Here is a 26,028-nt window from a genome sequence, read left to right on the forward strand (position 1 = left end):
TGTGCCTACTACCTATGTTTGATATAAAATTCATCACACTGTTTGTGGTGGTTGATATGGACAATCATATCAATTAAATCTTTAAAGCCCTCAATGAGGCTTTCAAACTTAATATTCCTTGCTGCGTTATTAGACGAACTCATGTTGGCTAAACGGATAAACGCTTCTTCACTACTCCCTGCATGTAGAGTGGTTAGCGTGCCTTTATGACCGCTACAAAGCACATTATAAAAATCATATGCCTCACTACTTCTGAGTTCTCCTAAAATGATTCTATCAGGTCGCATTCTCAAACATGACTTTAAGCAATCAGCAGAGGTGATATTCCCACCAAAAAAAAGCTGTGTGTAGTTCTTGTGGTGTTTGAATACAATCTCTTCGGTGTCTTCAATGGATATAATCCTTTCTTCTTTGGGGATAAACTCCATGATGCTTTTGATATAAGTCGTTTTACCGCTTCCTGTGCCACCACAAACAATCACATTCTTACCAATAGCAATACCATCTTTAATTGCGCTGATCGCTTGTTCTTTGTTATCTAGTAGATTATAAAAACCCTGCTCTTCAAAGAAGCTATGAGGATAGGTTGTTTTGCTAGGTATCCTTATGGATATGGAAATGGTTTCATCATTAACTGTAACAGGGGAAAGGACAATTTGCACCCTTTCACCATTCGCTAAATTGCTGCTCAAAATAGGATTTTCATAGTTGTCTATTGTTTTTTTCTTAAAACTCGCACAACACCGAGCAAAATGCATTAAACGAGACAGGCTAAAGGCTTTCTTGTCTCTCACATCAAATGGTTGCCATTCGCCATTATTTTTTAAAACCCATACAACCTTGTTCCCATTGTAACAAATCTCAGTGATATTTTCCATTTTTAAGAAATCACCAAAAAGTTCTTCAGTAGCATGCCTTAGAGGATTTAATGCCGCTTCTTTTAAAGCTCTTTCCACTTCTAGAAATTTTTTATCTTCTGCACTCAATCTGTCTTCAGTCATATTCTTATTCCACATTTAATTTTAATTGGGTTATCAATTTAGCTCTTTCTAAAGAAGTGAGATAAGTCTTATTTTTGCTCAAAATAATATATTTAGTCCCTATATCTTGGACAATCTCATTGAGCTTCCTTCCAAAATCATCTATCCCTAGAATCTGAAACGCCACGCCCATCATATTGCCATCTATGAATGGCGGTAAATACTCTCTTGGCAGATAAGAAGCCACTAGGTCTGAAATTCTTGCCACTTCATCACACATAAAATTATTGAAGTTGTCAGAAATTTCTGCAACAAACTCCCCAAGCGTTAGTTCATTTTTGATCGTGCTTTCTGCAAAAGTCTTTTCTTGTTTGCAACGATTGTAACTGGCTAACACAAGGTTGTTCAAATAGTTGTAATAAGCGTCAAAACTAATAAAATTCTTTTGCATATTGATTCTTAACTCTTGAACTCTTCTCAAAAAATCTTGCGGATCGTTGCTGTCTTTTAAAGAAATGGCGTAATTTTGAATAAACTTATCCCTTACTTCATTTGCGTTTCCCATAAGAGATCTGTTGCTATCTAAAATCTTTTGTCTTTCTGCTTCATTGAAACCGAGTTCCATTGCTGTTTCCTTTCATTGTTTTTGCTTGGTTTTTTCCGCCACTATATCCTATTGGAAGAGCCTGCTGTTGGTTTTGTCTTTTATTTTGTAAAGAACCGAGTTTAATAACATAAATATATTTTATCCTTTCTCTTGAATTAATTGCCACCTTTGGGGCTTGTGGTGATTTCTTCATGCTCTCTAGACAAAGTTTTAGTGCTTTGTTTGATAATTTCATCTACCACAGATTTGTTGGTGATTTTAACATCATACACGCCACTAAAATCAATATCGTCCATTGTGAGAATCTTAATACTATCGCCCTCATTTTTGTAAAAACTTGGGGGGATATTCATCAGTTGCCCTAGAATTTGATTAGACATCTGAGCTGAACTTTGCATACTACCATTGATAGCTTGACCCAAAGCGTAATTAAATTCAGGTGTTCTTTCACTTCTACCTTTGCCAAGGCCTATGAGTTTATCTAGAGCTATGATAGGCGCAGTTTGCAAGAAGCTATTAACCACGCTTGCTATCACAGCAAAGCCTATGCGCTTCATGAAGTGATTGTTCACATAGCCATCTACCCCTGCTTCACCCAGCATGCCTGCTGCTTGAGCGTTTGCTAGAGGTATTATCACACCATCAGGCGTAATGGCTTTAGTAAAGACTATCATTAAGCGTGTCATAATGGGTGTGCCACCTTTCACGCTTTGATAATTCCCATACACCTTAGTGCCTTTGTCTAGTAAGATCATAGTGCCGTTCATGTTCCATACATCTTTGGCTACAACCCCACTCACTATACCTGTGAGAGTGGCATCTACTTTAGAAGTCAGAGTGATTTCAATAGGGGTGTATTGCGCTAAAACAAATGTGGGATCACTCTTGCCTATAAAGGCCTGTTTGACAGGGCTTGTTTCATCTTGTGTTTCTGCTTTCTTTTTGTCATCAACGGGATTACCATTTTCATCTACAAATTCCCCACTCTTTTCTTTTTTGTTTTTAAGAGCGATTTCACTGATATTCTTGGCGGTTTCTGCGACATCTTTGTCTATCTTATTGCTTTCTGTTTTAGCTTCTGCTGTGGATTTTTTACTTTTTTCTTTATCGTCATCTTTTTTATTGCTACCTAAAGCCTTAGCTAATTTAGCTTCTAAATTCTTATCCTTAATGGTTTTTTCTGTTTCGTATTGCTTGGTAATGTCAGGCTCTATGGAAGCATAAATAGGATTATCGCTAGCTATTTTGTCCGCATCAACATTAGTGGCGTTAATAGTGGCAATATCGCCGCCATTTTTGAAATCCATTGGCAACAATGGATAACCTTTAGCCGCCATGTTATCAAAGGTTTTGCGGTTTCTTAGATCGCTATAAATCAGATCCACTTCATCAGCTTGTCGTTTAATTCCTAGAATTAGCGCCCTTTCACTATCGCTCAATCCCTCTAAACATTGCTCTATGGCTTCTTGATCAGTAGGGTCATCTAAGTTATCCAAGCACTCGCTTGCTTGATGCAATCTTTCTGTTTTACTCAATTGATTTTGTTTGCTTTGTGTCCTTTTATTTTGGATTTCTTGGATTAAATCGCTATAAAGGTTTTGACATTTCCTTTTTTCTTCATCGGTCCTAGCCGTTTTCAAACAATCCAAGACAGCCTTTTCTCTAGCTTCTTGCAAGTATTTGAGCTTCTCTTCATCGCTCAAACCATCCAAACACTTCATAATAGCCGCTCTGTCGTTAGGATCGGCGTTTTTCAAGCAATCTTTGATCGCTTTATCTTTTTGTTGGAGTTCTTTCGCTAAAAATTTTCTCGCTTCAGGGGTGAGCAATTTCTCGCATTCTTGTTTCTCTTTTTCATTCCTAGCTTTTGAAACGCAGTCCAAATAAGCCTTAACGCTCTTCTTAACTTCTTGCTCTAAAAGTTTTCTCGCTTCAGGGGTGAGTAACTTCTCGCAAGCTCTCCTTTCTTCTTCATTTCTAGCTTGAGAGAGGCAGTCTTTATAAGCTTTAAGACTCTCTTTAGCTAAAACATTTTTCTGTAAGTCTTTAGGGATATTTTTAAGACATGCTTTTCTTTCTTCTTCATTTCTAGCTTTTTCCAAACAACTTAGCACTTGCTTCGCTAAAAATTTTCTCGCTTCAGGGGTGAGCAATTTCTCGCATTCTTGTTTCTCTTTTTCATTCCTAGCTTTTGAAACGCAGTCCAAATAAGCCTTAACGCTCTTCTTAACTTCTTGCTCTAAAAGTTTTCTCGCTTCAGGGGTGAGTAACTTCTCGCAAGCTCTCCTTTCTTCTTCATTTCTAGCTTGAGAGAGGCAGTCTTTATAAGCTTTAAGACTCTCTTTAGCTTCTTCTAAAAGCTTTTTCGCTTCAGGCGTGAGTAATTTCTCGCATTCTTTTTTCTCTTTTTCATTCCTAGCTTTTGAAACGCAGTCCAAATAAGCCTTAACGCTCTCTTTGGCTAAAACCTTTTTCTGCAAGTCTTTAGGAAGATCTTTGACACACCTTTTTTTCTCAGCTTCGGTTTTAGCGTTTTTCAAACAATCTAGCGCTTGTTGCTCTAAAAATTTCTTCGCTTCAGGCGTGAGCAATTTCTCGCATTCTTTTTTCTCTTTTTCATTCCTAGCTTTTGAAACGCAGTCTTTATAAGCCTTGATGCTCTCTTTAGCTTCTTCTAAAAGCTTTTTCGCTTCAGGCGTGAGTAATTTCTCGCATTCTTTTTTCTCAGCTTCAGTTTTGGCTTGAGATACGCAATCCAAATAAGCCTTAACGCTTTTTTTAGCTTCTTCTAAAAGTTTTTTCGCTTCAGGGGTGAGCAATTTCTCGCATTCTTTTTTCTCAGCTTCAGTTTTGGCTTGAGACACGCAGTCTTTATAAGCTTTCAGACTCTCTTTAGCTAAAACCTTTTTCTGTAAGTCTTTAGGGAGATCTTTGATACACTTTTTTCGTTCTTCATCAGTTTTAGCGTTTTTCAAACAATCTAGTGCTTGTTGCTCTAAAAGTTTTTTCGCTTCAGGCGTGAGTAATTTCTCGCATTCTTTTTTCTCAGCTTCAGTTTTGGCTTGAGATACGCAATCCAAATAAGCCTTAACGCTTTTTTTAGCTTCTTCTAAAAGTTTTTTCGCTTCAGGGGTGAGCAATTTCTCGCATTCTTTTTTCTCTTTTTCATTCCTAGCTTTTGAAACGCAATCCAAATAAGCCTTAACGCTCTCTTTGGCTTCTTCTTCTAAAAGTTTCCTCGCTTCAGGGGTGAGTAATTTCTCGCATTCTTTTTTCTCAGCTTCAGTTTTGGCTTGAGACACGCAATCCTTGTAAGCCTTGACGCTCTCTTTAGCTTCTTCTAAAAGTTTCCTCGCTTCAGGGGTGAGTAATTTCTCGCATTCTTTTTTTTCAGCTTCAGTTCTGGCTTGAGATACGCAATCCAAATAAGCCTTAACGCTTTCTTTGGCTAAAACCTTTTTCTGCAAGTCTTTAGGGAGATCTTTGACACACCTTTTTTTCTCAGCTTCGGTTTTAGCGTTTTTCAAACAATCTAGCGCTTGTTGCTCTAAAAGCTTTTTCGCTTCAGGCGTGAGCAATTTTTCGCATTCTTTTTTCTCAGCTTCAGTTCTGGCTTGAGACACGCAATCCAAGTAAGCCTTAACGCTTTTTTTAGCTTCTTCTAACTTTTTTTTCGCTTCAGGGGTGAGTAATTTCTCGCATTCTTTTTTCTCTTTTTCATTCCTGGCTTTTGATACGCAATCCAAGTAAGCTTTAACGCTCTCTTTGGCTTCTTCTTCTAAAAGTTTTTTCGCTTCAGGAGTGAGTAATTTCTCGCATTCTTTTTTTTCAGCTTCAGTTCTGGCTTGAGATGCGCAGTCTTTATAAGCTTTCAGGCTCTCTTTAGCTAAAATATCGCTTTGTAAGTCTTTAGGGAGATCTTTCAAACACTTTTTTCGTTCTTCATCGGTTTTAGCGTTTTTCAAACAATCTAGCGCTTGTTGCTCTAAAAATTTCTTCGCTTCAGGCGTGAGCAATTTCTCGCATTCTTTTTTCTCTTTTTCATTCCTAGCTTTTGAAACGCAGTCTTTATAAGCCTTGACGCTCATATCAGCTAGTAGTTCTTTTTGCAAGTCTTGGGGAATATTTTTCAAGCACTCGTTTCGTTCTTCATCGGTTTTAGCGTTTTTCAAACAATCTAGCGCTTGTTGTTTCAATCTTTCTATAGCTTCTTTAGACAAGCCTTTCAAGCATTCATTTTTCTCAGCCTCTGTTTTGGCGTTTTTGATACAATCCTTATACTCTTGAAGCTCTTTTTGAATCCCTAATTCCTTACGGAATTTCTCTCTAATCTCAGGGTCATTTATGAGTTTTAGGCACTCGTTTCGTTCTTCATCGGTTTTGGCGTTTTTCAAACAATCTAGCGCCACTTGAACTTTTTGTTGGTTCAGTAAGCTTTTTTTCAGGTTTTCATCTTTGATTAAATCTAAACACTTGATCCTTTCTTCTTCAGTTTTGGCATTTTTGATGCAGTCATTATAAGCCTCTAGAGTCTTTTTCATTTGATCTTGAAGTTTTTTGTCTTTGATAAGCTTCAAACATTCTTCATAGTTGCCGCCATTACTAATACATTCATAAAAGGCTTTCAATGGGTTTTTGTCCTCAATTTCTGCAATATTCAAATAGTTGTATAAGGTTCTATTGGGATCGTCATTGAGGAAAAGATTCTTATCGATCATATTGCCTTTTTCATTCCGTTCTTTCAGCAATCGGTTATACTCTTGCCTTATTTGGATTTCATCATTAACATAAAGATTCCTGTCTTTGCTAAAACGAGAGCTTTTATCTTCCAAAGGTATGAAGTAGTGAAAAATGCTTCTGGAAAATAAAATAATCACGATAAGAACAGCGACTACAATGCCACCAATAATGTATTTCTTTTTGCTTCCTTTGATAATCTCTTGATCGTTAGAGTCGTTAGTTATTTCTTCTGACTTATATTCATCAAAATTGGTTTTAGTTTCTGTGGGGTTGTCAAGATGGTGATCTGAACTTTCTTTGGATTCTTTTGAAGAATCTTCAAAGTGATTGGCTTCTGTTGCTTCTTCATTGGATAAATCTTGGGGTGAATCTTGTTGGGCTTTTTTAGAAGTTTCATCATCAATTAAGCCCGTTTGAGTTTCTTCTTGATACTCATTATTTTCTTGATCGTCTTCTTCGTTCAGTTTTTGGGCTTCTTCATCTAAACTCTTTTGCTGAGTGAAAGGTCTTTTATCGTCAACTAATTTTCTGGCTTTTTTGAATAACTTGTCTGCTAGACTGCCATTGCCAGATTCTGAAGTTTCATCACCACCAGAATCCATTTGAGTTTGGGTTTCTTCTGACTTGTATTCATCAAAATTGGTTTTAGTTTCTGTGGGGTTGTCAAGATGATGATCTGAGCTTTCTTTGGATTCTTTTGAAGAATCTTCAAAGTGATTGGCTTTTGTTGTTTCTTCATTGGATAAATCTTGGGGTGAATGTTGTTGGGTTTTTTCAGAAGTTTCAAATTTATCGTTTTCTTCATTCATGTCTTAACGCCTTTTTATTTATCTCTGACAAGAGGGAGCTTTTTAATCACACGCTCCAATTCACCATAGTTTTTGATATTGTAATTTTTTGTCAATGGATTTTTCCCATAGCCTTTATTTATTACTGTTACAAGGGCTTTGTCTTTAATGAGCTTAAACTTTTCTGCAATTTCATTAACTCTATACCATCTCAATCCTGAATTGGTCATGTTAGGATCAATAGCAGCATCAGTCATGCTCAATTTCCCATCAGGCTGAACCACAAAAATAGCAGGTTGGAGAGTGATGTTTTTGAAACCAAAATAAGTGAATGTGCCATCATCAAAAATTTCAGAGGGCATAATATGTTTAGAGCGTTTTTCAGGTGCTTGGTAGTAATTGTAGTTTCTAGGCACAGGGTTTCTTTTTAACGCATTATGCACATATTGGGTCTCTAGCGCCTTTGCTTGATCTAGTATAATTTTTTGTTTTTCTTCTCTTATTTTTTCTTTGTTGATAATCTGTTCATTGCTCGCCATCATTACTCTATTGATGTAGGCTGTGGTGTTGAGATTTTCTTGCTTGATCAATTCTCTCTGCCTCTTTGCTTCTTCTCTCTTTTTTAATTCCTCTTCAATAACGCTAGAAACTTCGTGTCTTTGTGGGTATTCTAGTTTGACGGTTAGATACGCTGAAGCAAAATTGTCTTTTTGAGCTATCCTCAAAATGAATTGATACAAGGCTTTATTGGTCCGCACAACAAGATTAGTCCTCCAAGCGCTATCGCTAGGAGATAATTCTATGGAGTTATCCTCGGGGCTTTTTTGAGATTTATCTGTCTTAATACTGATTTTATCCTTGGCTCTTTGCCTAACTGCCTCTTCAGCTTGTTTCTTGTTGAGTTCTTCAATTTGTTTGAGCGCGTTAGCTTGAGCCTGCTCTTGCATGTCCTCTAGTCGTTCCATTTGGTCTAATTCATTTTCTCGTTGTTGCTTGATAAATTCGCTAAGATTTTTGTTATTGCTCAAATTTTGTGGGTTACTCATAGCGTTAGTGAGATTTTCTAAATTGGCTCTATTTTTTGCGCGTTCTTCCTTTCTTTTTTCTCTTTTATCTTTTTGCGCTTTTTGCGCCTGTTCTTTAGCTTCTTTTTCTTTTTCTAGAGCTTTTTTTTGTTCTTCTAATTCTTTAGGGTCAGGTGCATCTACGATAAGTTTTTTTGTTTTTAAAAATTCTTGGTAATCTCTTGTCATTAGGGCAAAATTCACTGCTTCTTTTTCAAACATGAGATTACTTTTTACCGATTTAGGTTGAATGAATATATGATTAGAATTAGGCACAATACTCCAACCTTTATTGAAACCTGTTGTGATGTAAGAAATAGTTTCATCTTTTTCAAGTTGGATCACAGTAACATTGTCTAATGAAGTCCAAATCGTAATAGGTTTTTCATCTCCCAAATAAGCAATCTTTTTATTCACCACTTTCACCCTACCACGATTAAAATTTTTAATGTCAGGTGCTGCTTCTATTACGCTAGATAAAAATAAATAACCAAGACAGAAACAGCCAACAATTTTTTTAAAAAATGCCTGCTCCATCAACAATTCCTCTTAAAAAATATTTGTAATTGTAACACAAGAATAAAGTGGCTTATCCTTTAAACATAGATCCACCAACTCTTCCCACCATTAAGGCATCTCTTTCTCTATCCATTCTGCTGCCATCCATAGAAACAGAGCTGAAAATAGTATTAACGATCGCATTGACACTCTCAATAATCGTCTCTATGAAACCTTTTAAAATAAATAGGGTGATCAAACTCGCAATAGTTGAATCGATACCCAGTCCCCCTTGATTGATGTTCTGTATAGCAACAGAGGGCGTTATGGTCAAATTGAATGCCAATAATGCCAAAACACCAAAGAGCAAAATAGGAATAGCTAGAACCAAGATAAACAAATTATTAATAAACCATATCAATATGTTTTTCATAGAATCTTTGAACCAATCTAGCACGATCAAACATACCGCAATAGGGAACACAATACCGCTAAAAGCCCCTGCTATCAAAGGTTTCACAACAACAGTGCTTATTCTCATAATGATAGTTACTTGCATAAAAATAGCGAATAAAGAAATACCTGCCACTTGCAAGCCTTGTAACAAACTAGGAGCGTTGTTACCAACATTAGAAAAAACAGCTCTTACCGCAGGTAAAATTGAATTAACAGTGTAATTCAGCACTAAATCTAAAGCCCAAAAAAGAACTTGATTCAGCCCAAAAGCGCCTGCTAAACCAAAATAAATAGAATAAGAGATTTTATAAAGATAACCAAAACCTGCATAGGCGATAAAAGAGACCATCGCCATTTTGAATAATGTCCCCCCAACAAACCGCATGTATTCAAAACCTATGTTAAGCTGAACGCCATTTGAAATATCCCTCAATTTCATAAAAGAAATAAAAACAAAAATCCCAAAAACAATATAAATTAGGTAAGAAACAAAATCAAGATATGACCCTTGCCCTATGATAATATCAGGCAGATTGACTACACCATATGCAGGAAGAACAGCAGCGTCCGCTCCTTTAACAACAGATTCTAATGCGGCAAAAGCAAGCATGGCTGTAGTGTTGTTTTGCAGTTTATTTGCAGTAAATTCTTTGCCAATCAGCCAAATTAAACCATCAGCTGTAATATTCGTAGAAGCTTGAGCGGTTATTGAGCCAATTATTTGCAAAAGAATATTGCCTTTCACATTGTCCTCAACACCGCCTTTGGTGAAATTCTGAATCTTGTTGCTCAAATTGTCTAGCACGCTATCCATGGATACATCTATGTTTTTATTTATCAATGCGTTCCAACCAAAATTACAGCCACTTGATGGCGTTAGAGCAAAACCTTGTATAGCTGTAGCAACACTTGCCCACGCCGATCCCCATAAAGGACCTAAAGTATTCAAATATTTCACCAGATTGCTAGCGGCTAAACTTGTGGCTAATGGCGTGCTAAGCGCTTCAATCACACCCTGCCCTGAACTCTTTCCACTCCCTGATGCGCCAATAGATGTATAGCCTGTCAAAATATCTGCAAAACTTTTGTTGGTTAAAACATAACTCGGTATCAGCATGCAATAAACTGTTTGGTAAATTTTGAGATTTGAGACAATGGGCAAATCAATAGCTTTTAACCAATTAGGAACAATGAGAAAAAAACTTATGATCGTTACTAAAAAAGTCCTTTTAATATTAAACATGCTCTTATTGCTTTAACGCCTTATTTTTTGATTCCACTTCTTTAATCTTTCTCAAAATTTCGCTTACCGTCTGTTCGTTTTGTAAATCTGTGATTTGAATGTCAAACACTTTGAATCCAAAAGGATTGATGATAAGATTTTCTTGAGAAGAGTTACCTCTAGCAAAATCATAATAAATAGTTACTTGTTTTTTAGTAATATATTCGTAATTTTCCATTGTATCAGGCGTGATTTTGATGGTAATAAAAAATGTTAATCTCGTTAAGGGACTATTTTTGACTTTTTCTCTTTGTATGTTAGAGCTAATGATAGCTTCTGCTCGGACTTTATCTACGAATTGTCTGATATTTTCATTGAACATTCTCATTGCTTGGGTTTGGAAACTCACATCGCAATACTGCATTAGTTGATCCTTGCGATCCCTCAAAGAATTTTTGCTATAACCAAACAGCAATGAAACAAATTTTGAAGTTGCACTATCCACAACAGCTTCAGAATTGACAATTTGCCTAGCATCGGAGCGTTTGACAATTTTAAATTCTCCTGTGTATCGATCAATGCCATAAACAAATATATCCGTTTTCTTCAAAGGCATCATCATTACAATACTCGTTACAGTGGCGATATTGAGCACCATAGAGAGATAAAAAGCCCTTTTGAAAGTCCTATTGGCTTTATTGAGTTTTGCCAATCTATCAAGGGCTATCACACCCCCAACTAAATTTTCATCAATCAAGACTTCCTCGTTTTTTTTCCCTAACATGCGACAGCTTTATGGTTTAGTTATTGGTTTGTTGGTTGTAGAACTTGAGAAATTTTTTCATTAATAACCCCTTAAAATAATCTCAATTATAGCAAAATTTCTATAAAAATATATATTTGAAAAAACCTTTAACAAAAACCTTTTTGGATAAGGCGTTGAACAAAGATTCCTTATAATAAATGTAAGTAGCGGATTGCTCCAAACAAAAAGCAAGATGAAACACGATGCAATTCAAAAAGTAAGAGCAATGAGTAAGCAGTCGTAACCTAGTAATGAAATTTTAGAAGCGCCTAATTCAAAGAGATAAGACAATCACAACTCAGAGAGAGAATGGTATAATAACAAAACAATTTCTCAATTTAATTCTTGAAAGGAGTTTCATGAACGATACAACAGAGCGTCATGGATCTAATTCGCTAAACGCCCCACCACCTAGCAACTCACAGAGCAATGATCTTTTAAATTTACTAGACTCGTTATATCCCAAAGGGAGTTTAGGGGAGCAAAGATTTCACGAAGCTCTAAAGAATCAAGAAGAGTTGAAAAATATCCTAATAGAAATAGAAAAGCTACCGCAAGAAAAAAGGTATGAACTTCTGATGCAGATAGGACAAGCCAAACAGAGAATAATGGAAGCATACGCTCATTCATTCTTAGGATATATAGGGGGACTAGAGCATCTGTTAGGGTTATGTATGGGTGGGATATTTGTTTTGTTTGCAATCTATTTTGTATTTTTAAGAACTAGCAAAAATGTGGATTTGGTGGAAAGTCTAAAAACAAAACTAAAACTTCAGTATTTTTACTATGCCTTTGGTGTGGGTGCGGTTTTGTTTTTTGGATTAGAAACAATTAGATCTATTTATGAACTGTATATATTAGGAATTGGTAGCACTAACGACAAGGTACTCTTTGTTTTGAAAAACATTTGTTTTATAGGTATGGGCTATTTGATTTATAAAGTTATTAAGGTTATTGGTATAAAAAATTTTATCAATGGTCTTTTCACTTCAAAGAAACAAGAGCAATAAGGAGAAACAACAATGAAACTGAGAGCGAGTGTTTTAATCGGTGCGGCAATTCTGTGCTTAACTTTAAGCGCATGCAGTAATTATGCGAAAAAAGTGGTGAAACAAAAGAACCATGTTTATACGCCTGTGTATAATGAACTGATAGAGAAGTATAGTGAGATACCCTTAAATGACAAACTCAAAGACACACCATTCATGGTGCAAGTGAAGTTGCCAAATTACAAGGACTATTTGTTGGATAATAAACAAGTTGTACTAACTTTCAAACTTGTTCATCATTCTAAAAAGATTACGCTCATAGGCGATGCCAATAAGATACTTCAATACAAGAATTACTTCCAAGCTAATGGAGCGAGATCCGACATTGATTTTTACTTGCAGCCTACTTTGAATCAAAAGGGTGTGGTGATGATAGCGAGTAATTACAATGATAATCCTAACAACAAAGAACAACCACAGACCTTTGATGTGTTGCAAGGAAGTCAGCCAATGCTAGGAGCTAACACAAAAAATTTGCATGGCTATGATGTGAGTGGAGCAAACAACAAGCAAGTGATCAATGAAGTGGCAAGAGAAAAAGCTCAGCTAGAAAAAATCAATCAGTATTACAAGACTCTCTTACAAGACAAGGAACAAGAATATACCACTAGGAAAAATAACCAACGAGAAATTTTAGAAACATTGAGTAATCGTGCAGGTTATCAAATGAGGCAGAATGTGATTAGTTCTGAGATTTTTAAGAATGGCAACTTGAACATGCAAGCCAAAGAGGAAGAAGTTAGGGAGAAGCTACAAGAAGAAAGGGAGAATGAATACTTGCGCAATCAAATCAGAAGTTTGCTCAGTGGTAAGTGATTGGAAGAAAGGGGAAAGGGAGAGAGTAGATTTTTCTAAAGGTAGAGAGCAACGCCAATAGGCGTTAGCCTTACTTGATAGGTAAGGCGATCAAGTAGGTAATCTTTTTAAAGCACTCATCGTTTTTTAATTCTGTCTCTGCCTGAGACAAATACTTTTCAAACTGAATTTTGTTAGTTACACCGAGATTTTTTGTTCATTTTTTACATCAAGCATTTTGCATTCCTTTTTCTTTCATGTATTTTTCAAGATCAAATTTCATCAGCAAATCCCTAACATAGTCGTTATATTGTTCAATGGTTTTTAGATTAGCATAGAAATTCACTTCTTCATCTGTCATCACAAACAATTTCAATAGTGGGAGCTTAGTGCCATACAATTCTATTTGCGAGTCCATTTCTCTAATACTCATCTTGAACATGATGGGCTTACTGAAGAAAGGCAGAAATATTCCAAGAATTGATCGATCAAATTTAGAGAATAAGAAATTAGGATTCTCTGCAATCGCATGCAACAGCTCCATAGTCTCACCCTCAAGCAATCGATAAACCTTTTTAAACTTATTAACACCAATGCTTTTGATAACAGCGCGATAATCTTTCATGTAATTTCTTAGAACCTTATCTAACGCTCCCTTGTTTGTATGCATCTGTTTGAAAAAATCATGCATGGTTTTTATTTGATCTGTGATTTTCTTTTTTTCATCAGTGTTTAAAAGTTCGTTCTCCTGCAAACTCTCAATAAGTTTTTCTTTCTTATCTTTTGAGTCAGCAATCATTGAGAAAAGTTTTCGCATGTTATTACTCATATCGCTCTTGGTCCCTTCAATGGATTTTGTTTCTCTTTAGATTGTTTAAATCGTAAAGTTTTATATTAAAATTATACAATATCTGTTGTGTGAAAATTTCAGAGCGGTCATCATTCAAAGAGCAAGAAACTATTTTTTAACCATAAAATATTGTTTCAACCACTCTTATATCTATTTTTCAAAACCTACAAAAAACGCTTTCACAAATAGCTCTAAAAACCGATTTAAAAAAGTTTTAATGCTGTAAAAAAGCAAGACAAGTCGTAAAAATGCGTTACAACTAAAATAAAGTGTCAAGATAACTCAATTTTCAAAAAGGAGTCTTAAGTTACCATTATTACGATGTTAAACAAGTTTTTAATTAAGATTCTCAAGACCAAATTCAGAGAGATTATTCAATATTTTTCAATGGATGTTGAGCTTTTCAAAATAGCAAAAATCAATCATAAATCAAACATCAATAAAATCATAATGTTCAGCTAGTGAGTTATTACCCATTTTAAGGGATTTAGCAACCTTGATGAGAGCATCAAAACACACTATAGAGTGAAACTCTTAAAGAATAAATAGCATAGAGAGTTTTTGATCCTTTTAAAAAGGTTGTTTAAGTAAAATTAAAATCATAAAAAGAGTATGCGTTTTTAGCGTGTTTTTAGGTGGAAAATCATTGGTTCTTCAAGATTTTTGTAGTGAAAAGACAGATTTTAGTGGGTATTGCGGTGGTTTAGTTATTGATATTGCAATCGTTTTTATCTGATGGATACAAGCGCTTCTCTTTTAATTCTTTGATTCCACTGATTGAAAATTCTTTGTCTTGTTGTTCTAAAGTCTCTTTTGAAGCGAGTAGAAAATTAAGGGCGGTAAAAACCTTGTTGATTAAATAAATCTCTCTGTGAAAGATGAAAAAATTTCACCTTTAGATAGTTAATACATAGTTAATACACCATTAGAGTCTTACTTGAGAGACACTCATTTTATTAGTGGTTTTGTTTGATTTGCTGCTACCAAAACCATTACCAACCAAAGCAGATCCCATGTTTTTGATACTATCAAATCCATTCTTCAGCACTTCCATCATAAAATCCTTGATGTTATCTATGGGTAAGTTGAATTTCTTCTCTAATATTTCATTAAGTCCCATCATTAACATTAGAAAGAACAAAAAATTTAATATCATAGAAAACAAATCACTAGATAAACCTGTAAAAAGATTTGTTCCGCCACCCAACAAAGAAGCTAAAATTTTTCCCATAACCAATCCTTTTATTTTTGGTTGCACAAGTTCTTGCTTGCTCGGAGTTCTAATGCGTGTTTTAGCAGAGAGCATTCCACAGCAATATACCTAAGCCACTAAGAAAATCCTTTAATCCTAAAATTATCCATGAAATCAAGAGCTATAATAATCACCAACCACAAACAAATCAAATATTTTTTGCCACCAAACATTCATATTCTTTTTGTTTTTATTGCTTATTATAGCAAATTTTTCTTAATATTAAATTGGAAAACCACCACCATACCAAAAACAAAATTGCCAACACACTGAACGCAGAGTTGTTTTTAAAAAACGCTCCTTTAAATTTAAAATCGTGGAGTTTGGGATTAAGATTTCTATGGATTTTTAAAAATAAAGAAAGTTTAGAAAATTTTACGATACCCTAAAAAATTTGTATTTTATGGACAAATTTGAAAAATTTTTAAACAAGACTCTAAATGACCCATTAGGCTTGCAACAAGATTGCCAAAAAGCTTTTGTATGGTTATGCACAAAAATAGGCTTGGTTATAGACAAAAGGAGTGTTGTAATTTATACGGAATTTAAAACCTTTATTGGATTTCATAGAAGCATCTTAACACTTTTTAATTTAAATTGATCTATTGTTAGGAGTTGTGGGGTCTCTCCAATGTTTAGCAGAATACACTAAAAATTAAATGGATTAGATAGAACGATACTAAAAATAGCCTAATGGGCTAGGCACTTACATGTAGTGCCTTAAAGGACGGAGTTTTTCGCTAGTAAGATAAAGTTATCATTAGAGCTTGAGATACTTACAAGAACCAATTTTGCCATTGAGTCATAAGTATGATTAGCTTCATTGTGAAATTTGCGTGGCTTAAGAGATAGTATTTGCTTATTACGCTGAGAGAAACGAGCAACAAAAGATAAGTAGTGTAATAAAAAAAGCTAGGTTTTATTATAAGAGCGAATAAGAATAATATTGGATAAACTAAAATCACTCCTGCCCCATAAGAAAAAAGCGCTATTAAAAAACCTATAACGATAGAGCTGATATTGAACAGCCTATAATAAAGGCTGTACTTATCTAAATGTTTGTTGAAAGAATGTTTGAATTGTAAGAAATTTTGTTTTAATTGGCTAATTGGTTGTTTCATTTTGGTTTTGAAAGAACTAGTTCAAGGCGGTGAACCTATAAAGGAGCAAAGGAGCATAGGAAATAATAAGTATTTTACAAAACCACCCTAATCTAACTCCAAATTTCAAAGAATACCCCACTTGCTGATACTAACATGTGGTATAGCACAAACCAACGATTTGTTTGTTTATGCCAAACAAAAAACATCTGTTAAAGAATAAAGGAGTTTTCCATCTAAAAAACACAATTTCATTGTATAAAAATAATCTTAAGAAAAACTTAAAAAATACCAACAAGCCGCATACAAGCAAGAAAAACATAACACTATAAGACCTGGATTTTATTTACCTTTTGGATATGGAAAAATCTTGATTCATAGTTTTGTAAAAATTGTGGTAAAATGTATTGATATTCTTTGAAATTTTAAGGTTACAAAAACTATAAGATGCTTGCAAAAATTGTTTTTAGCTCATTGGTTGCGTTTGGAGTTTTGTCGGCTAATGTGGAGCAGTTTGGTTCATTTTTCAACGAGATAAAAAAAGAACAAGAAGAAGTGGCTGCAAAAGAAGACGCTCTTAAGGCTCGCAAGAAGCTCTTAAACAATACGCATGATTTCTTAGAAGACTTGATTTTTAGAAAACAAAAAATCAAAGAGCTTATGGATCATAGAGCTAAAGTTCTTTCAGACTTAGAAAACAAATACAAAAAAGAAAAAGAGGCTTTAGAGAAAGAGACAAGAGGTAAAATCCTTACTGCTAAGTCAAAGGCTTATGGGGATCTAGAGCAAGCCTTAAAAGATAACCCTCTCTATAAGAAACTTCTCCCTAACCCTTATGCCTATGTTTTAAACCAAGAAACATTCACCAAAGAAGATAAGGAGCGTTTGAGTTATTACTACCCTCAAGTGAAAACGAGCAGTATTTTTAAAAAAACCACCGCTACCACTAAAGATAAGGCTCAGGCTTTGCTTCAAATGGGTGTGTTTTCTTTAGATGAAGAACAAAACAAAAAAGCGAGCCGATTAGCTTTATCTTACAAGCAAGCGATTGAAGAATATTCCAATAACGTTTCTAATTTATTGAGCCGAAAAGAATTGGATAATATAGATTATTACTTACAGCTTGAAAGAAACAAGTTTGACTCCAAAGCAAAAGATATTGCCCAAAAAGCTACCAACACGCTTATTTTTAACTCGGAACGCTTGGCGTTTAGCATGGCGATTGATAAGATCAATGAGAAATACTTAAGGGGCTATGAGGCTTTTTCTAACTTGTTGAAAAATGTCAAAGATGATGTGGAATTGAATACTCTGACTAAAAACTTTACCAATCAAAAATTGAGTTTCGCTCAAAAACAAAAATTGTGTTTGTTGGTTTTAGACAGCTTCAATTTTGATACCCAATCCAAAAAATCTATATTAAAAAAGACTAATGAATACAATATTTTCGTAGATAGCGATCCTATGATGAGCGACAAAACAACTATGCAAAAAGAACACTACAAGATATTTAATTTCTTCAAAACAGTGCTTTCTGCATACCGAAACAATGTTGCCAAGAATAATCCCTTTGAATAGGAAAGGAGACACTCTTGAAAAGTATCTTCAAAAAACTAGGTTCTGTCGCTCTTTATTTTTTAGTTATTTATGGGGGCTTAAACGCTATCAATACAGCATTATTACCGAGTGAATACAAAAAATTAGTGGCTTTAGGCTTTAAAAAAATCAAAACATTCCATCAAAGACATGACGACAAAGAAATTACAGAAGAGGAAAAAAAATTCGCCACTAACGCTTTGAGAGAAAAATTACGAAACGATAGGGCGAGAGCGGAGCAAATTCAAAAGAATATTGAAGCGTTTGAAAAAAAGAACAACTCTTCTATTCAAAAAAAAGCGGCTAAACACAAAGGACTACAAGAATTAAACGAAACTAACGCTAACCCTTTGAATGACAACCCTAATAGCAATTCTTCCACTGAAACCAAATCCAATAAAGATGATAACTTTGATGAGATGATCAATAAGGTGAATGAAGCTTTTGTGAAACCTGCTGCTCCGCTTGTGCCTAATGAGTGGAGAACACCTGAAATTGAAATCATTATCAATGAGTGTATTATTTCAAGCAACGATTACGATGGGTTAAGAAAGTGTTTGATCAAAGGCATCAAGGATCAAAAAATTCTTGCCCCCTTATTAGAAAAAATTCAAGAAATAGAGACAGAAAACAACAAGTTTTCTAGACAACACTTGAGTGGTTTAAAACTCGCTCTTAATAACAGCAACAATAGAGCCTTTCTTATAGCTTCGTGCGCTATTTGTGAGAAGAGAAAAAAAGAAATGGAGCAAGAAAACAACCACCAAGATACTACAAATGCAAGTGAGTTTGGAGCTACTGACACAAAAGAAAATGAAGCCAAAGATGCAGCATTCTCAAACAACCGCTCTAAATCTGAACTGCCTAGTAGCGTCATCAATCAAATAGAACAAAGCATTGCTCATGGAAAAAAATAGCGATCAAAATTATTAGCTCAAAAAAACAACTAGAGAAACAAATCCCAAAGGTTAGAAATCATAGCTTGTTGTCTCAGAAAAATTATTTAACAATAATCTTACTTGATTGCCTTTCTTGTAGGTATTGTCGCTTGCTTTGTTCTAGGGATATTTCTAATGCGTCCAACTTCTCTAAATAATTTAAAAAGATCTTGTTGTGAGCTAACATGAGCTTTCTGATTCCTTTAATGAAATTTTTATTCTTTAGGCTTTCTACAAGCGTCTGTGAAGCAGTGATTAAGGAAGCTGTACCTCCAATATTGCTCTGATACGCCTTTAGAGAAGTTTCTAAACGCTCTCTTATATTTTGTTTTTCTTGCTCGATTTTCAGCTTCCCCTCACAATAAAGAACTAAAACTTTATCGGATATTCCGCATTGCTGATCAGCAGTCTTTTGGTCTAAGGGATTGATTTTCATATAGGTTAATAAAAGTTCAGGGCTAGACATATAAGTCTTGAAAATCACATCTTCTGAGATGAAAAATAACTCATTGGTTTCAAAATTGGCTTTCAATAACGCTAAATCTCCCCTCAAAGCAATGGCCGCTTTTTTGATGTTTAGAGCATCTTCTTTACCTATTTTATCATTAGCGCTAGGGCTAGTGGTTGAAAAAATCTCATCTAAGTTTTTGAGCACTTGTTGGTTGGTCTCTTTGTAGGTGCTATCAAGTTGCTTTAAACCGCTTGTTATATCTTCTGCCATCAAAACAGACAATAGCAAAAAAGAAGATATGGTATTTTTCACGAGTGTTTTCATTTGACAATAACTTTAGAGCTAGCAATGTTTCTTGCTGTCGTTTCTCTCTCTAATTTCAGTTGTTCTTCCCAAAGGTCGGCTTTTTTTTCAAGATTCTCTATATAGCTTAAATGATTTTCTGCGTTTAAGATAGCAACTTCTATGAGTGCATTCAAATCTACTGATCCTTTTAAGGTTTTGATTTCTTCATTGATCCCATTCAAATAAGCGATATTTTGAAAATCTGCATCATTTAGTTTATTTTGAATAAGGGCTACAATCTTTCTGTAATTCTGAATAACCTGTTCCATAAGGCATGCTGAAATTTTTAGCCCATCAAGATAGGGGCATTTTGTGGGTGCTAGAGTAAATGTTTCAATGATTCCAAATGGTGCACCCATGCTTGAAAAAAAACTAAGAGCAGGCTCGTAGATGGTGCTTTGAAACAAAGCCTGGCCTGTTAGGGAATTGTAGTCAATAAGGGTCGCTTTTTGCATAGCCACTTTCAACCATGTTTCAAAACCTTTTAAGGTTTCTTCAAACGCCTTGATACCAATCGTATTGTAAGCGATGTATTTAGCGTTGTCAGAAGAACTTCCTAGAGCTTGAGAAAGCATTTCCATTTGTGTTTTTAGGGTAACGCTCGGTTCAAGGCTGTTTTTTAACGCTTCTAAGAGAGCGTTTTGCTGGTTCATTTTGAGTTTGATCATTTCGTTATTTTTTTGGAGCGCAATTTGCATGTTTTGGATTTCTGTTTGGGTATTAATTTTTTGTTTTTCCACGATCATGTTGACATTCCCTCCCAATGCGCTAAGCGCGCTTGAATACCCTTCCATGATGCCAAGCAAGATGTCTGAACCTGCAAAAAACCCCCCTGTCATGCTATTGACACCATTAATAACGCCATTAGCCCCTTTTAACATAGCGCTTATAGTTGCAAGCTGAGTTCTCAATTGTCCCTCTATTTGCGCTTGAATGGCTTTTTCTTTGGCACTAGATTGAGCCTCTATGGCTTTTAATTCGGCTTGAGCGGTTTTTTGTTTGGCTTGTGCATCCGCTTGAATGGCTTTTAAGGCAGATTCAAGCGTTATTACTGCCCCTGCACCATTCAGAAACAAACCACAAAAAGTTAAGAAAGAAAATATGCTTAAAAAACATTTCACATCTCTTTCCTCACTTCACGATTATTTTAGTTTGCACCCTTTCTGTTAAGTAGCTATCTTTTTGCCCCTTAAGTTTGTCTTTGATGTAATCAAGATAAGTCAAATGCGATTTTAAAAAAGATTTATTCGCTACTATATTGTAATTATATAGCGAGCTTATGTTAGAAATCGCTTGAGTGTCATAGGTGCTAGTAGCTAATCCTGATTGATTAAGTATCATTTGAGAAGCGTTTTGCAACAAATTGGTACTGTTTTTCACAAATTCTATATAGTATTCTCTCAAAATTTCTGCTACTTTTTCAGCATAGCAATAAACGACAAGAACTTTGTCCCCAATAGGGCATGCAGGAGTGGTCATAGGATTAACGCCTGAAGTTAGGGCATTAGCGGCTAACGCTTGGTATTTGGCATAAACAGTGGGCATAGAGACACTCATAGGAGTCATAGAAATTTGCATGCAACTAAAAAACACTTTTGATGAGCCAATAAGCGCACCTAAAGCGGTACAGCTATCAAGGGAATCGGCTGTATCATTCATTGAGCTGTTGCTTGCTTGAGAACGCAGTTGTTCTTGTAGAGCTAGGGCGTATTTTGGTGCTGCACTTGTAATATTGCCTAAGATACTGCTCATCATTTCAACCGTTGTTGGCACACTAGGAACAGCGATTTGATTCGTCGCATAAGCTTCAATAGCGCTAGGATTTTTAGGGGTCGTGTTACTCGCTAAAATGCTTGCAATCTGACTATTAACAGCACTAATTTGCGCGCCTTGCGTGTTGCCTTGCACGTTAAATTCCCCTGTTAATTTGCTGATATTTAAGATATTGTTCCCCACAGCCATGCTTTGATCGTTAAAACCTTGATACAATTGGTTGTATTGTTGGTTAGCGGCTTTCATAGGCATGCTTACGGCTTCAGCGATGCTTTGATTGTATTGGGTCATGATAGCGGTCATTTGCGGATTAGTAAATCCCACAACAATAGGAATAATCGCTGCTGTCATAGCACCCGCTACTATTCCTGCAAATGGCCCTGCAACACCACTTGTGCTTGAGATGACTGATGAGATTTCCGATAAGAAGCCTGCAGAAGATGATTCATATATAGCTTGTGTGCCTGCCATGTTAAAACCCCCCTAAGCTTGGTGGTAAAAACGATGAATCTGGATATGTTGGTGCATAACCATACATGAAAGGATTGTTTGGGCCGTAATCGCCCATCATTTGGCTCATGAGAAGATTTTGAATGCCCCACATCGCATTGATACCTAGATTATCATTAGGTTGAAAACTCCCTAAACTTATGTTATCAAACTTGATATTAACATTCTTATCATTATAGTCATTGAGTATCGCCACTTTTTGCTCTAGGGTTTCTTTAGGGATCTCTATTTTTAGTTGATCTCTAGAAACAAGCCCCACGCTATTTAGTGCCATATCTTCAGGACTAATATCTTTTATATCAGTGTTTTGGTCAGCGTTAAGCGGAGCGTTAAACATGCCAATGATAAGACACCAAGCAAATAGTAATCTAATTTTATAAAAATTCGTTTTCATACTTTTGACTCCTTTATTCTTATTTTTAGCACTATTCTAGCGCATTAACACCGCTCAATCGCTATTTTTATTTTGATTTTTTTGATCGAGCATTTTGTTTGTTACTTCATCAATGTTTTGAAAATATTTTTCAAAAAGCTCTTTCTTTTTAGCTTCAACGCTCATATCAACCCGAATCCAATTAGGAACAATGGAGTCCATGATTAAATGCGTGAAGTCATAGGCATGATTGGTTGGGTATATTTTGTTTTGAACATAGTATTCTAAAAAATTCGCTTGAACAAAAAAATTCTCTATATCGCTCTGCATATCCTCGCTTATGTTGTTATTGATAGGTTTTTCTAGCAATCTGAGAATCCTATACGACTGCATGATAGTTTCTAACATGAAGTAAACATAAACATAAACTAATGAGACAAAAGAATTATTTGCTTTAAACGAGCTTGCATCATTTTTCCCACTTTGAAGAGGAATTAATCTTGATAGTGTTTTTTGGGGATCTTGCCCATCGTTTATTTCTTTAAAAAAGCGGAAGTCTAAATCCTGATTACTGAGAAATGACTTGACAAAGTGAAGATTAGCATTGAGACTATCTATGAGACCTGAATAAAGGTGTTCTGTTTTGACATCATCTATATTTAAAACATTCTCATAAAACACATTGACATGGTCTTCTAAGAAATTAGAAAAATCATAAAGAGTGGTAAGGTTTTGTTCGGTGATTTCGCCCTCCATTTCTTCTTCTATGAAGTCCAATTCTTCTCTCAGTTCAAAAAGATAATTAGAAAAACTATCCAAAATCGTCAAGACATCATTTTCTAAAATTTTCAATAATTTTTGTTCACGCAAACTTTGTTTCATTTTAATACTCCTTTATTTGTTGATACATCTGCCTCAAGGCCTGATATTTATCTATGATACTATGGTTTTGGATAATCTTGTCAATTTCTTTGACAAATACAGTATCTGTGGATAAAATTTTCAAATATTCTTTAGGAATGCCTCTCAAATTAAAACTAGCGATAACGCTAGGGCTTCCATCTTGTTTGTAGAGAATTTTCCTATCTAGCCCCTTAGTGATGATTTCAAATTCTTTTTCTGTAACATTGGCTAATCTTTGGTAATCAGAAAGATTTCCCCCATCGTTTCTCAAAAAAATCTTTGTAGGGCATTGTTCTCTAATCGTATCAGCAATAGGGCAAGCTAAAAGATCAGTGATGCTTTGAGTCGCAAGTCTAACAATAGCGTTTCTTTTCCTTGCAGTTTTTAGCATGTCTCTTACAAAATAAGCGACCTTTGGATCGCCTAAATATTTCCAAGCTTCATCAATATCTAAGACAAATCTACGCCCATCCATTGCCTCTTGGATACGAGCGAACAAATAAAAACAAATAAAGGGCGAAACATCATTATTGTCTAAGAAACTTGATCCATCAACGCCAATAATCGTTTTTGAAAAATCTAAGCGATCGGTTGCTTTATTATCAAAAAGCCATTGAAATTCACCATTGGTTGATTTGCAAAAAGGCGCTAATCGCGCAACAAGCCCATTAGGATCATTGTGGTCTTTTCCGAAAGCATTAATAAGTTGAGTGATGGGATAATCTAGGTTCATATCTCCTGTGATAAGGTTGGTTACTGCCGCTGCAAGCGTGTTAGAATCAGCTAGGCTAAAAGAGATGCTGTTGCCATTTTCATCTTTTTCATCGCTTTTGGTGGCTAAGTTTTTCACAAGCTCTTTGACAACAGAAATAGCTGTTTGTTTTTGCTCCATTGTTGCATTGGATTTTTGCACACAAGCCGCCCAAGCAAAAGGATTTAATCCTGTATCTGTCCCTAGCTCAATCTTGACATACTCCCCACCCATTGCGACAATATTCCCATAAGCGCCATAATCTTTATCCATATAGACCATAGTGAGCTTTTGCTTGTCTTTGCTGACATTAGCAGGAAAATTGTGGGCAAATTGTCCCATAGCGTTTAGAGTCATTGACATAAACACCGTCTTACCTGAACCGGTTGAGCCAAGTATCAAAGTGTGCCCTGCTGAAGCTGAACCAAAATCAGTAGGCATGTGGAAGTTCAGATAAAAAGGCGAATTGATCTCGCTTTTTAGCGTCATGACGCTATTACCCCAAGCGTTATTCTCTTGATTGCCATCAAAACTCATCGCTCTCATAGCGATGAAATCAGCAAAATTATTAGAAGTTACATCAAAAATAAAAGGAAGCGTGATAAAAGAACAATGTTTGGCAAAAAAGTAATTTTCCATAGAGAAAGTCGCTGCGTTGGCTAAAAAACCTTTAGCGTTAAGACTAGAGACGCATTCCTTGACGCTTTGTTTCATTTTTTCAAAGCTATCAGCAAACAGCACTAAAGAATTACCATAACTGCCTAGCGTAATATCACCATTACCCACTAATTCGCTCAAACAACCTAAAGTCATGCCCTGCTCTTTAGAGCCTCCACTAATAATAATCCTTCTAGAGGTGAAAGCTAGTTTGTCCTTTAAAACCTGTGAGTTTTTAGGCGAATAAGCATGCATAAAGATGAATTCGCTGTCTAGAGCGTTGATCTTATCAAACAAATCGCTCTGTGATTTGGGGGCGTATTCACTAATCTCAATAGCGCTAAAATATTTTTCACTCAAATCGTCATTTAAGATTTTTCCATGCTTATTGGCAAAATAAACTTCTTTCACCCCACCATGCATTTTTTCCTTGAGATACAAGTCTTTTCTGTTGCAAATAAAAGGGGCTTCATTCATTCCCACAAGAAAATTGTAAAACTCGCATTGTTTGGAATAAACAACCCCATCTTTAATATATTCTTTTAATCTAGTGGGGTGGTATTTACTCAATAGCTCTTCTATGAGCTCTATCCTATCCTTGAAGTTTTCAAGCTTGGCTCTAATAATCCTTTGAAACTCTTCAAAATTATTGTCTGCAAAATGTTTTTTATTCATAACAGGTTCATTGAGAGTGTCTAATAAATCTTGCTCTATGGTCAGAAAAAAACTAATATTATAAAAACTTTCTCTCTTTTGCTTCTCATTATAGGCTCGCATAAAATCATTAGAAAAAATAAGACCATAGTCCCTATTGGTTTCATCAATAACGATTTTCTTTTTAACAGTGTGAAAATAAAATTTGAATTCAGGGGTAACAAAATTCCTAAAAACGCTATAAATAGAAGCGTGTAACTCTATGAGATCTTTTTTGGAAGTGGTTAAAAAATCAATGCCCCCCAATTTGATTGTGCCTAAAAGAGAATAGTTGTTAGTAAGGATCACCCCATCATCTAAAAAACATTCATAGTTATTCGCTAGGTAGGAGTTTGCCGCGCTCACAAGTCTGTCTTCTCTGTTTGGATTTAAATGGATGTCATTAGCCATTTCTTTACTAGGCTTCATGGAAAAAATGCTCATGAATGCTTTGTTTTTCACGCCCTTAAACAAAAAAGGTTTTTTAAATTTCATCGCTCGCTCCATTCTTTGATAAAGCCTATAGTCTTTCTTGAATCCAAGAGCTACAAGCACAATAACAATCGCCACAATCAAAACAGGTTCATAGGCTTGAAAAAGAATAACAGATAATACAATCGTTACAAACAATATAAATATAGAGGAATAAATAAAAGTTTCAGGGAAACCAAACAACCTATTCCCCCCATCAAACAAGACTTTAAAAAAGGGATTGACACCTTTTTGCATGTCTGTTTTAAGTTCTTCTATTTTTTGAAACTGCCGCTTTTGAACCTCTTGCTCTATGATTAGCTTTTTTTGTTCATCGGCTTGCTTGCTTGCCACAAACACC

At 35.4% G+C, this 26,028-nt stretch carries 20 protein-coding genes and 1 pseudogene; 5 read left to right on the forward strand and 16 right to left on the reverse strand.

The annotated features are described in order from the left end of the window. Window positions 1-8: 8 nt before the first annotated feature. The 6 genes from virB11 to cagV all read right to left on the reverse strand — a co-directional run bounded on the left by virB11 (window position 9) and on the right by cagV (window position 11,139). Window positions 9-1,001 (reverse strand): cag pathogenicity island type IV secretion system ATPase VirB11, encoded by a 993-nt coding sequence (gene virB11 / locus FIM44_RS02865; protein WP_000133871.1) that lies wholly within the window; start codon window positions 999-1,001, stop codon window positions 9-11. A gap of 4 nt (window positions 1,002-1,005) precedes the next feature. Then, window positions 1,006-1,605, reverse strand: a complete 600-nt coding sequence (gene cagZ / locus FIM44_RS02870) for a cag pathogenicity island translocation protein CagZ (RefSeq protein ID WP_050852234.1) — start codon at window positions 1,603-1,605, stop codon at window positions 1,006-1,008. 137 nt (window positions 1,606-1,742) lie between these two features. Next, window positions 1,743-7,136 carry a type IV secretion system apparatus protein CagY gene (gene cagY, locus FIM44_RS02875; RefSeq protein ID WP_140579019.1) on the reverse strand — a complete coding sequence of 1,798 codons (5,394 nt, stop codon included), beginning with the start codon at window positions 7,134-7,136 and terminating at the stop codon, window positions 1,743-1,745. Window positions 7,137-7,150: 14 nt separating this feature from the next. Next, window positions 7,151-8,716, reverse strand: a complete 1,566-nt coding sequence (gene cagX, locus FIM44_RS02880; RefSeq protein WP_140579020.1) for a type IV secretion system apparatus protein CagX — start codon at window positions 8,714-8,716, stop codon at window positions 7,151-7,153. 52 nt (window positions 8,717-8,768) lie between these two features. Next, the gene (gene cagW / locus FIM44_RS02885; protein ID WP_140579021.1) at window positions 8,769-10,376 is read right to left on the reverse strand and encodes a cag pathogenicity island VirB6 family T4SS protein CagW; all 1,608 of its coding nucleotides are present in this window, start codon (window positions 10,374-10,376) and stop codon (window positions 8,769-8,771) included. Between the two features lie 4 nt (window positions 10,377-10,380). Beyond that, on the reverse strand, window positions 10,381-11,139 hold the full coding sequence (cagV, locus tag FIM44_RS02890; protein WP_024112540.1) for a cag pathogenicity island type IV secretion system protein CagV: 759 nt from the start codon (window positions 11,137-11,139) through the stop codon (window positions 10,381-10,383). Window positions 11,140-11,519: 380 nt separating this feature from the next. Here cagV and cagU point away from each other — a divergent pair, with 380 nt between their 5' ends. Beyond that, on the forward strand, window positions 11,520-12,170 hold the full coding sequence (gene cagU / locus FIM44_RS02895) for a cag pathogenicity island translocation protein CagU (protein ID WP_120984603.1): 651 nt from the start codon (window positions 11,520-11,522) through the stop codon (window positions 12,168-12,170). A gap of 12 nt (window positions 12,171-12,182) precedes the next feature. Next, entirely contained in the window at window positions 12,183-13,025 is an 843-nt protein-coding gene (gene cagT / locus FIM44_RS02900; protein WP_000776454.1) for a type IV secretion system apparatus protein CagT, read from the forward strand. Between the two features lie 208 nt (window positions 13,026-13,233). Here cagT and cagS read toward each other — a convergent pair whose 3' ends face one another. The 4 genes and pseudogenes from cagS to cagP form a co-directional block, all read right to left on the reverse strand. Then, the gene (gene cagS, locus FIM44_RS02905; protein ID WP_140579022.1) at window positions 13,234-13,833 is read right to left on the reverse strand and encodes a cag pathogenicity island protein CagS; all 600 of its coding nucleotides are present in this window, start codon (window positions 13,831-13,833) and stop codon (window positions 13,234-13,236) included. A gap of 946 nt (window positions 13,834-14,779) precedes the next feature. Next, on the reverse strand, window positions 14,780-15,160 hold the full coding sequence (locus FIM44_RS02915; protein WP_140579023.1) for a cag pathogenicity island protein: 381 nt from the start codon (window positions 15,158-15,160) through the stop codon (window positions 14,780-14,782). Further along, a pseudogene (locus FIM44_RS08590) lies at window positions 15,097-15,283 on the reverse strand (hypothetical protein). Before FIM44_RS08590 ends, FIM44_RS02915 begins: the two are co-directional and overlap by 64 nt. A 599-nt stretch (window positions 15,284-15,882) precedes the next feature. Then, window positions 15,883-16,227, reverse strand: coding sequence for a cag pathogenicity island protein CagP (gene cagP / locus FIM44_RS02925; RefSeq protein ID WP_033598392.1), 345 nt, complete (start codon window positions 16,225-16,227; stop codon window positions 15,883-15,885). Between the two features lie 426 nt (window positions 16,228-16,653). Between cagP and cagM the strand changes: the two genes are divergently transcribed. Beyond that, window positions 16,654-17,784 (forward strand): type IV secretion system apparatus protein CagM, encoded by a 1,131-nt coding sequence (cagM, locus tag FIM44_RS02930; protein ID WP_140579024.1) that lies wholly within the window; start codon window positions 16,654-16,656, stop codon window positions 17,782-17,784. 14 nt (window positions 17,785-17,798) lie between these two features. After that, window positions 17,799-18,719 (forward strand): cag pathogenicity island type IV secretion system protein CagN, encoded by a 921-nt coding sequence (cagN, locus tag FIM44_RS02935; protein ID WP_140579025.1) that lies wholly within the window; start codon window positions 17,799-17,801, stop codon window positions 18,717-18,719. An 82-nt stretch (window positions 18,720-18,801) separates the two neighbouring features. On the opposite strand, the gene cagL is transcribed toward cagN, so the two are convergent. From cagL to FIM44_RS02950, 3 genes are read right to left on the reverse strand one after another with little or no spacing between them, the layout of a single operon-like run. Next, the gene (cagL, locus tag FIM44_RS02940) at window positions 18,802-19,515 is read right to left on the reverse strand and encodes a cag pathogenicity island VirB5 family T4SS-associated adhesin CagL (RefSeq protein WP_140579026.1); all 714 of its coding nucleotides are present in this window, start codon (window positions 19,513-19,515) and stop codon (window positions 18,802-18,804) included. Next, the gene (gene cagI / locus FIM44_RS02945) at window positions 19,512-20,657 is read right to left on the reverse strand and encodes a cag pathogenicity island type IV secretion system translocation protein CagI (protein WP_140579027.1); all 1,146 of its coding nucleotides are present in this window, start codon (window positions 20,655-20,657) and stop codon (window positions 19,512-19,514) included. The genes cagL and cagI overlap by 4 nt, the downstream gene beginning before the upstream one ends. Before the next feature lie 10 nt (window positions 20,658-20,667). Continuing rightward, window positions 20,668-21,612 carry a sodium:calcium antiporter gene (locus tag FIM44_RS02950; RefSeq protein ID WP_238699887.1) on the reverse strand — a complete coding sequence of 315 codons (945 nt, stop codon included), beginning with the start codon at window positions 21,610-21,612 and terminating at the stop codon, window positions 20,668-20,670. Here FIM44_RS02950 and FIM44_RS08595 point away from each other — a divergent pair. After that, window positions 21,599-21,796 (forward strand): hypothetical protein, encoded by a 198-nt coding sequence (locus FIM44_RS08595; protein ID WP_033123711.1) that lies wholly within the window; start codon window positions 21,599-21,601, stop codon window positions 21,794-21,796. The two genes, FIM44_RS02950 and FIM44_RS08595, sit on opposite strands and share 14 nt — an antisense overlap. On the opposite strand, the gene cagG is transcribed toward FIM44_RS08595, so the two are convergent. Genes cagG through cagE form a run of 3 tightly spaced genes read right to left on the reverse strand, consistent with a single transcriptional unit; the run spans window position 21,782 to window position 26,027 of the window. Then, window positions 21,782-22,213 (reverse strand): cag pathogenicity island type IV secretion system translocation protein CagG, encoded by a 432-nt coding sequence (gene cagG, locus FIM44_RS02955; protein ID WP_140579029.1) that lies wholly within the window; start codon window positions 22,211-22,213, stop codon window positions 21,782-21,784. The two genes, FIM44_RS08595 and cagG, sit on opposite strands and share 15 nt — an antisense overlap. 54 nt (window positions 22,214-22,267) lie before the next feature. After that, window positions 22,268-23,074 carry a type IV secretion system chaperone CagF gene (gene cagF, locus FIM44_RS02960; RefSeq protein WP_140579030.1) on the reverse strand — a complete coding sequence of 269 codons (807 nt, stop codon included), beginning with the start codon at window positions 23,072-23,074 and terminating at the stop codon, window positions 22,268-22,270. A 1-nt stretch (window position 23,075) separates the two neighbouring features. After that, a complete protein-coding gene (cagE, locus tag FIM44_RS02965) occupies window positions 23,076-26,027 on the reverse strand; it encodes a cag pathogenicity island type IV secretion system ATPase CagE (RefSeq protein ID WP_140579031.1) in 2,952 nt (983 codons plus the stop codon). Window position 26,028 lies beyond the last annotated feature (1 nt).

This window comes from Helicobacter pylori, from assembly GCF_006440215.1.
In the GTDB taxonomy this organism is placed as follows: domain Bacteria; phylum Campylobacterota; class Campylobacteria; order Campylobacterales; family Helicobacteraceae; genus Helicobacter; species Helicobacter pylori_CS.

Bases quoted from the DNA above. Each gene is read 5' to 3' on its own strand.
- virB11 (WP_000133871.1), bottom strand. From the start codon at position 1,001: ATGACTGAAGACAGATTGAGTGCAGAAGATAAAAAATTTCTAGAAGTG.
- cagZ (WP_050852234.1), bottom strand. From the start codon at position 1,605: ATGGAACTCGGTTTCAATGAAGCAGAAAGACAAAAGATTTTAGATAGC.
- cagY (WP_140579019.1), bottom strand. From the start codon at position 7,136: ATGAATGAAGAAAACGATAAATTTGAAACTTCTGAAAAAACCCAACAA.
- cagX (WP_140579020.1), bottom strand. From the start codon at position 8,716: ATGGAGCAGGCATTTTTTAAAAAAATTGTTGGCTGTTTCTGTCTTGGT.
- cagW (WP_140579021.1), bottom strand. From the start codon at position 10,376: ATGTTTAATATTAAAAGGACTTTTTTAGTAACGATCATAAGTTTTTTT.
- cagV (WP_024112540.1), bottom strand. From the start codon at position 11,139: ATGTTAGGGAAAAAAAACGAGGAAGTCTTGATTGATGAAAATTTAGTT.
- cagU (WP_120984603.1), top strand. From the start codon at position 11,520: ATGAACGATACAACAGAGCGTCATGGATCTAATTCGCTAAACGCCCCA.
- cagT (WP_000776454.1), top strand. From the start codon at position 12,183: ATGAAACTGAGAGCGAGTGTTTTAATCGGTGCGGCAATTCTGTGCTTA.
- cagS (WP_140579022.1), bottom strand. From the start codon at position 13,833: ATGAGTAATAACATGCGAAAACTTTTCTCAATGATTGCTGACTCAAAA.
- FIM44_RS02915 (WP_140579023.1), bottom strand. From the start codon at position 15,160: ATGCTCTCTGCTAAAACACGCATTAGAACTCCGAGCAAGCAAGAACTT.
- cagP (WP_033598392.1), bottom strand. From the start codon at position 16,227: ATGAAACAACCAATTAGCCAATTAAAACAAAATTTCTTACAATTCAAA.
- cagM (WP_140579024.1), top strand. From the start codon at position 16,654: ATGCTTGCAAAAATTGTTTTTAGCTCATTGGTTGCGTTTGGAGTTTTG.
- cagL (WP_140579026.1), bottom strand. From the start codon at position 19,515: ATGAAAACACTCGTGAAAAATACCATATCTTCTTTTTTGCTATTGTCT.
- FIM44_RS08595 (WP_033123711.1), top strand. From the start codon at position 21,599: ATGATAGCGGTCATTTGCGGATTAGTAAATCCCACAACAATAGGAATA.
- FIM44_RS02950 (WP_238699887.1), bottom strand. From the start codon at position 21,612: ATGACCGCTATCATGACCCAATACAATCAAAGCATCGCTGAAGCCGTA.
- cagG (WP_140579029.1), bottom strand. From the start codon at position 22,213: ATGAAAACGAATTTTTATAAAATTAGATTACTATTTGCTTGGTGTCTT.
- cagF (WP_140579030.1), bottom strand. From the start codon at position 23,074: ATGAAACAAAGTTTGCGTGAACAAAAATTATTGAAAATTTTAGAAAAT.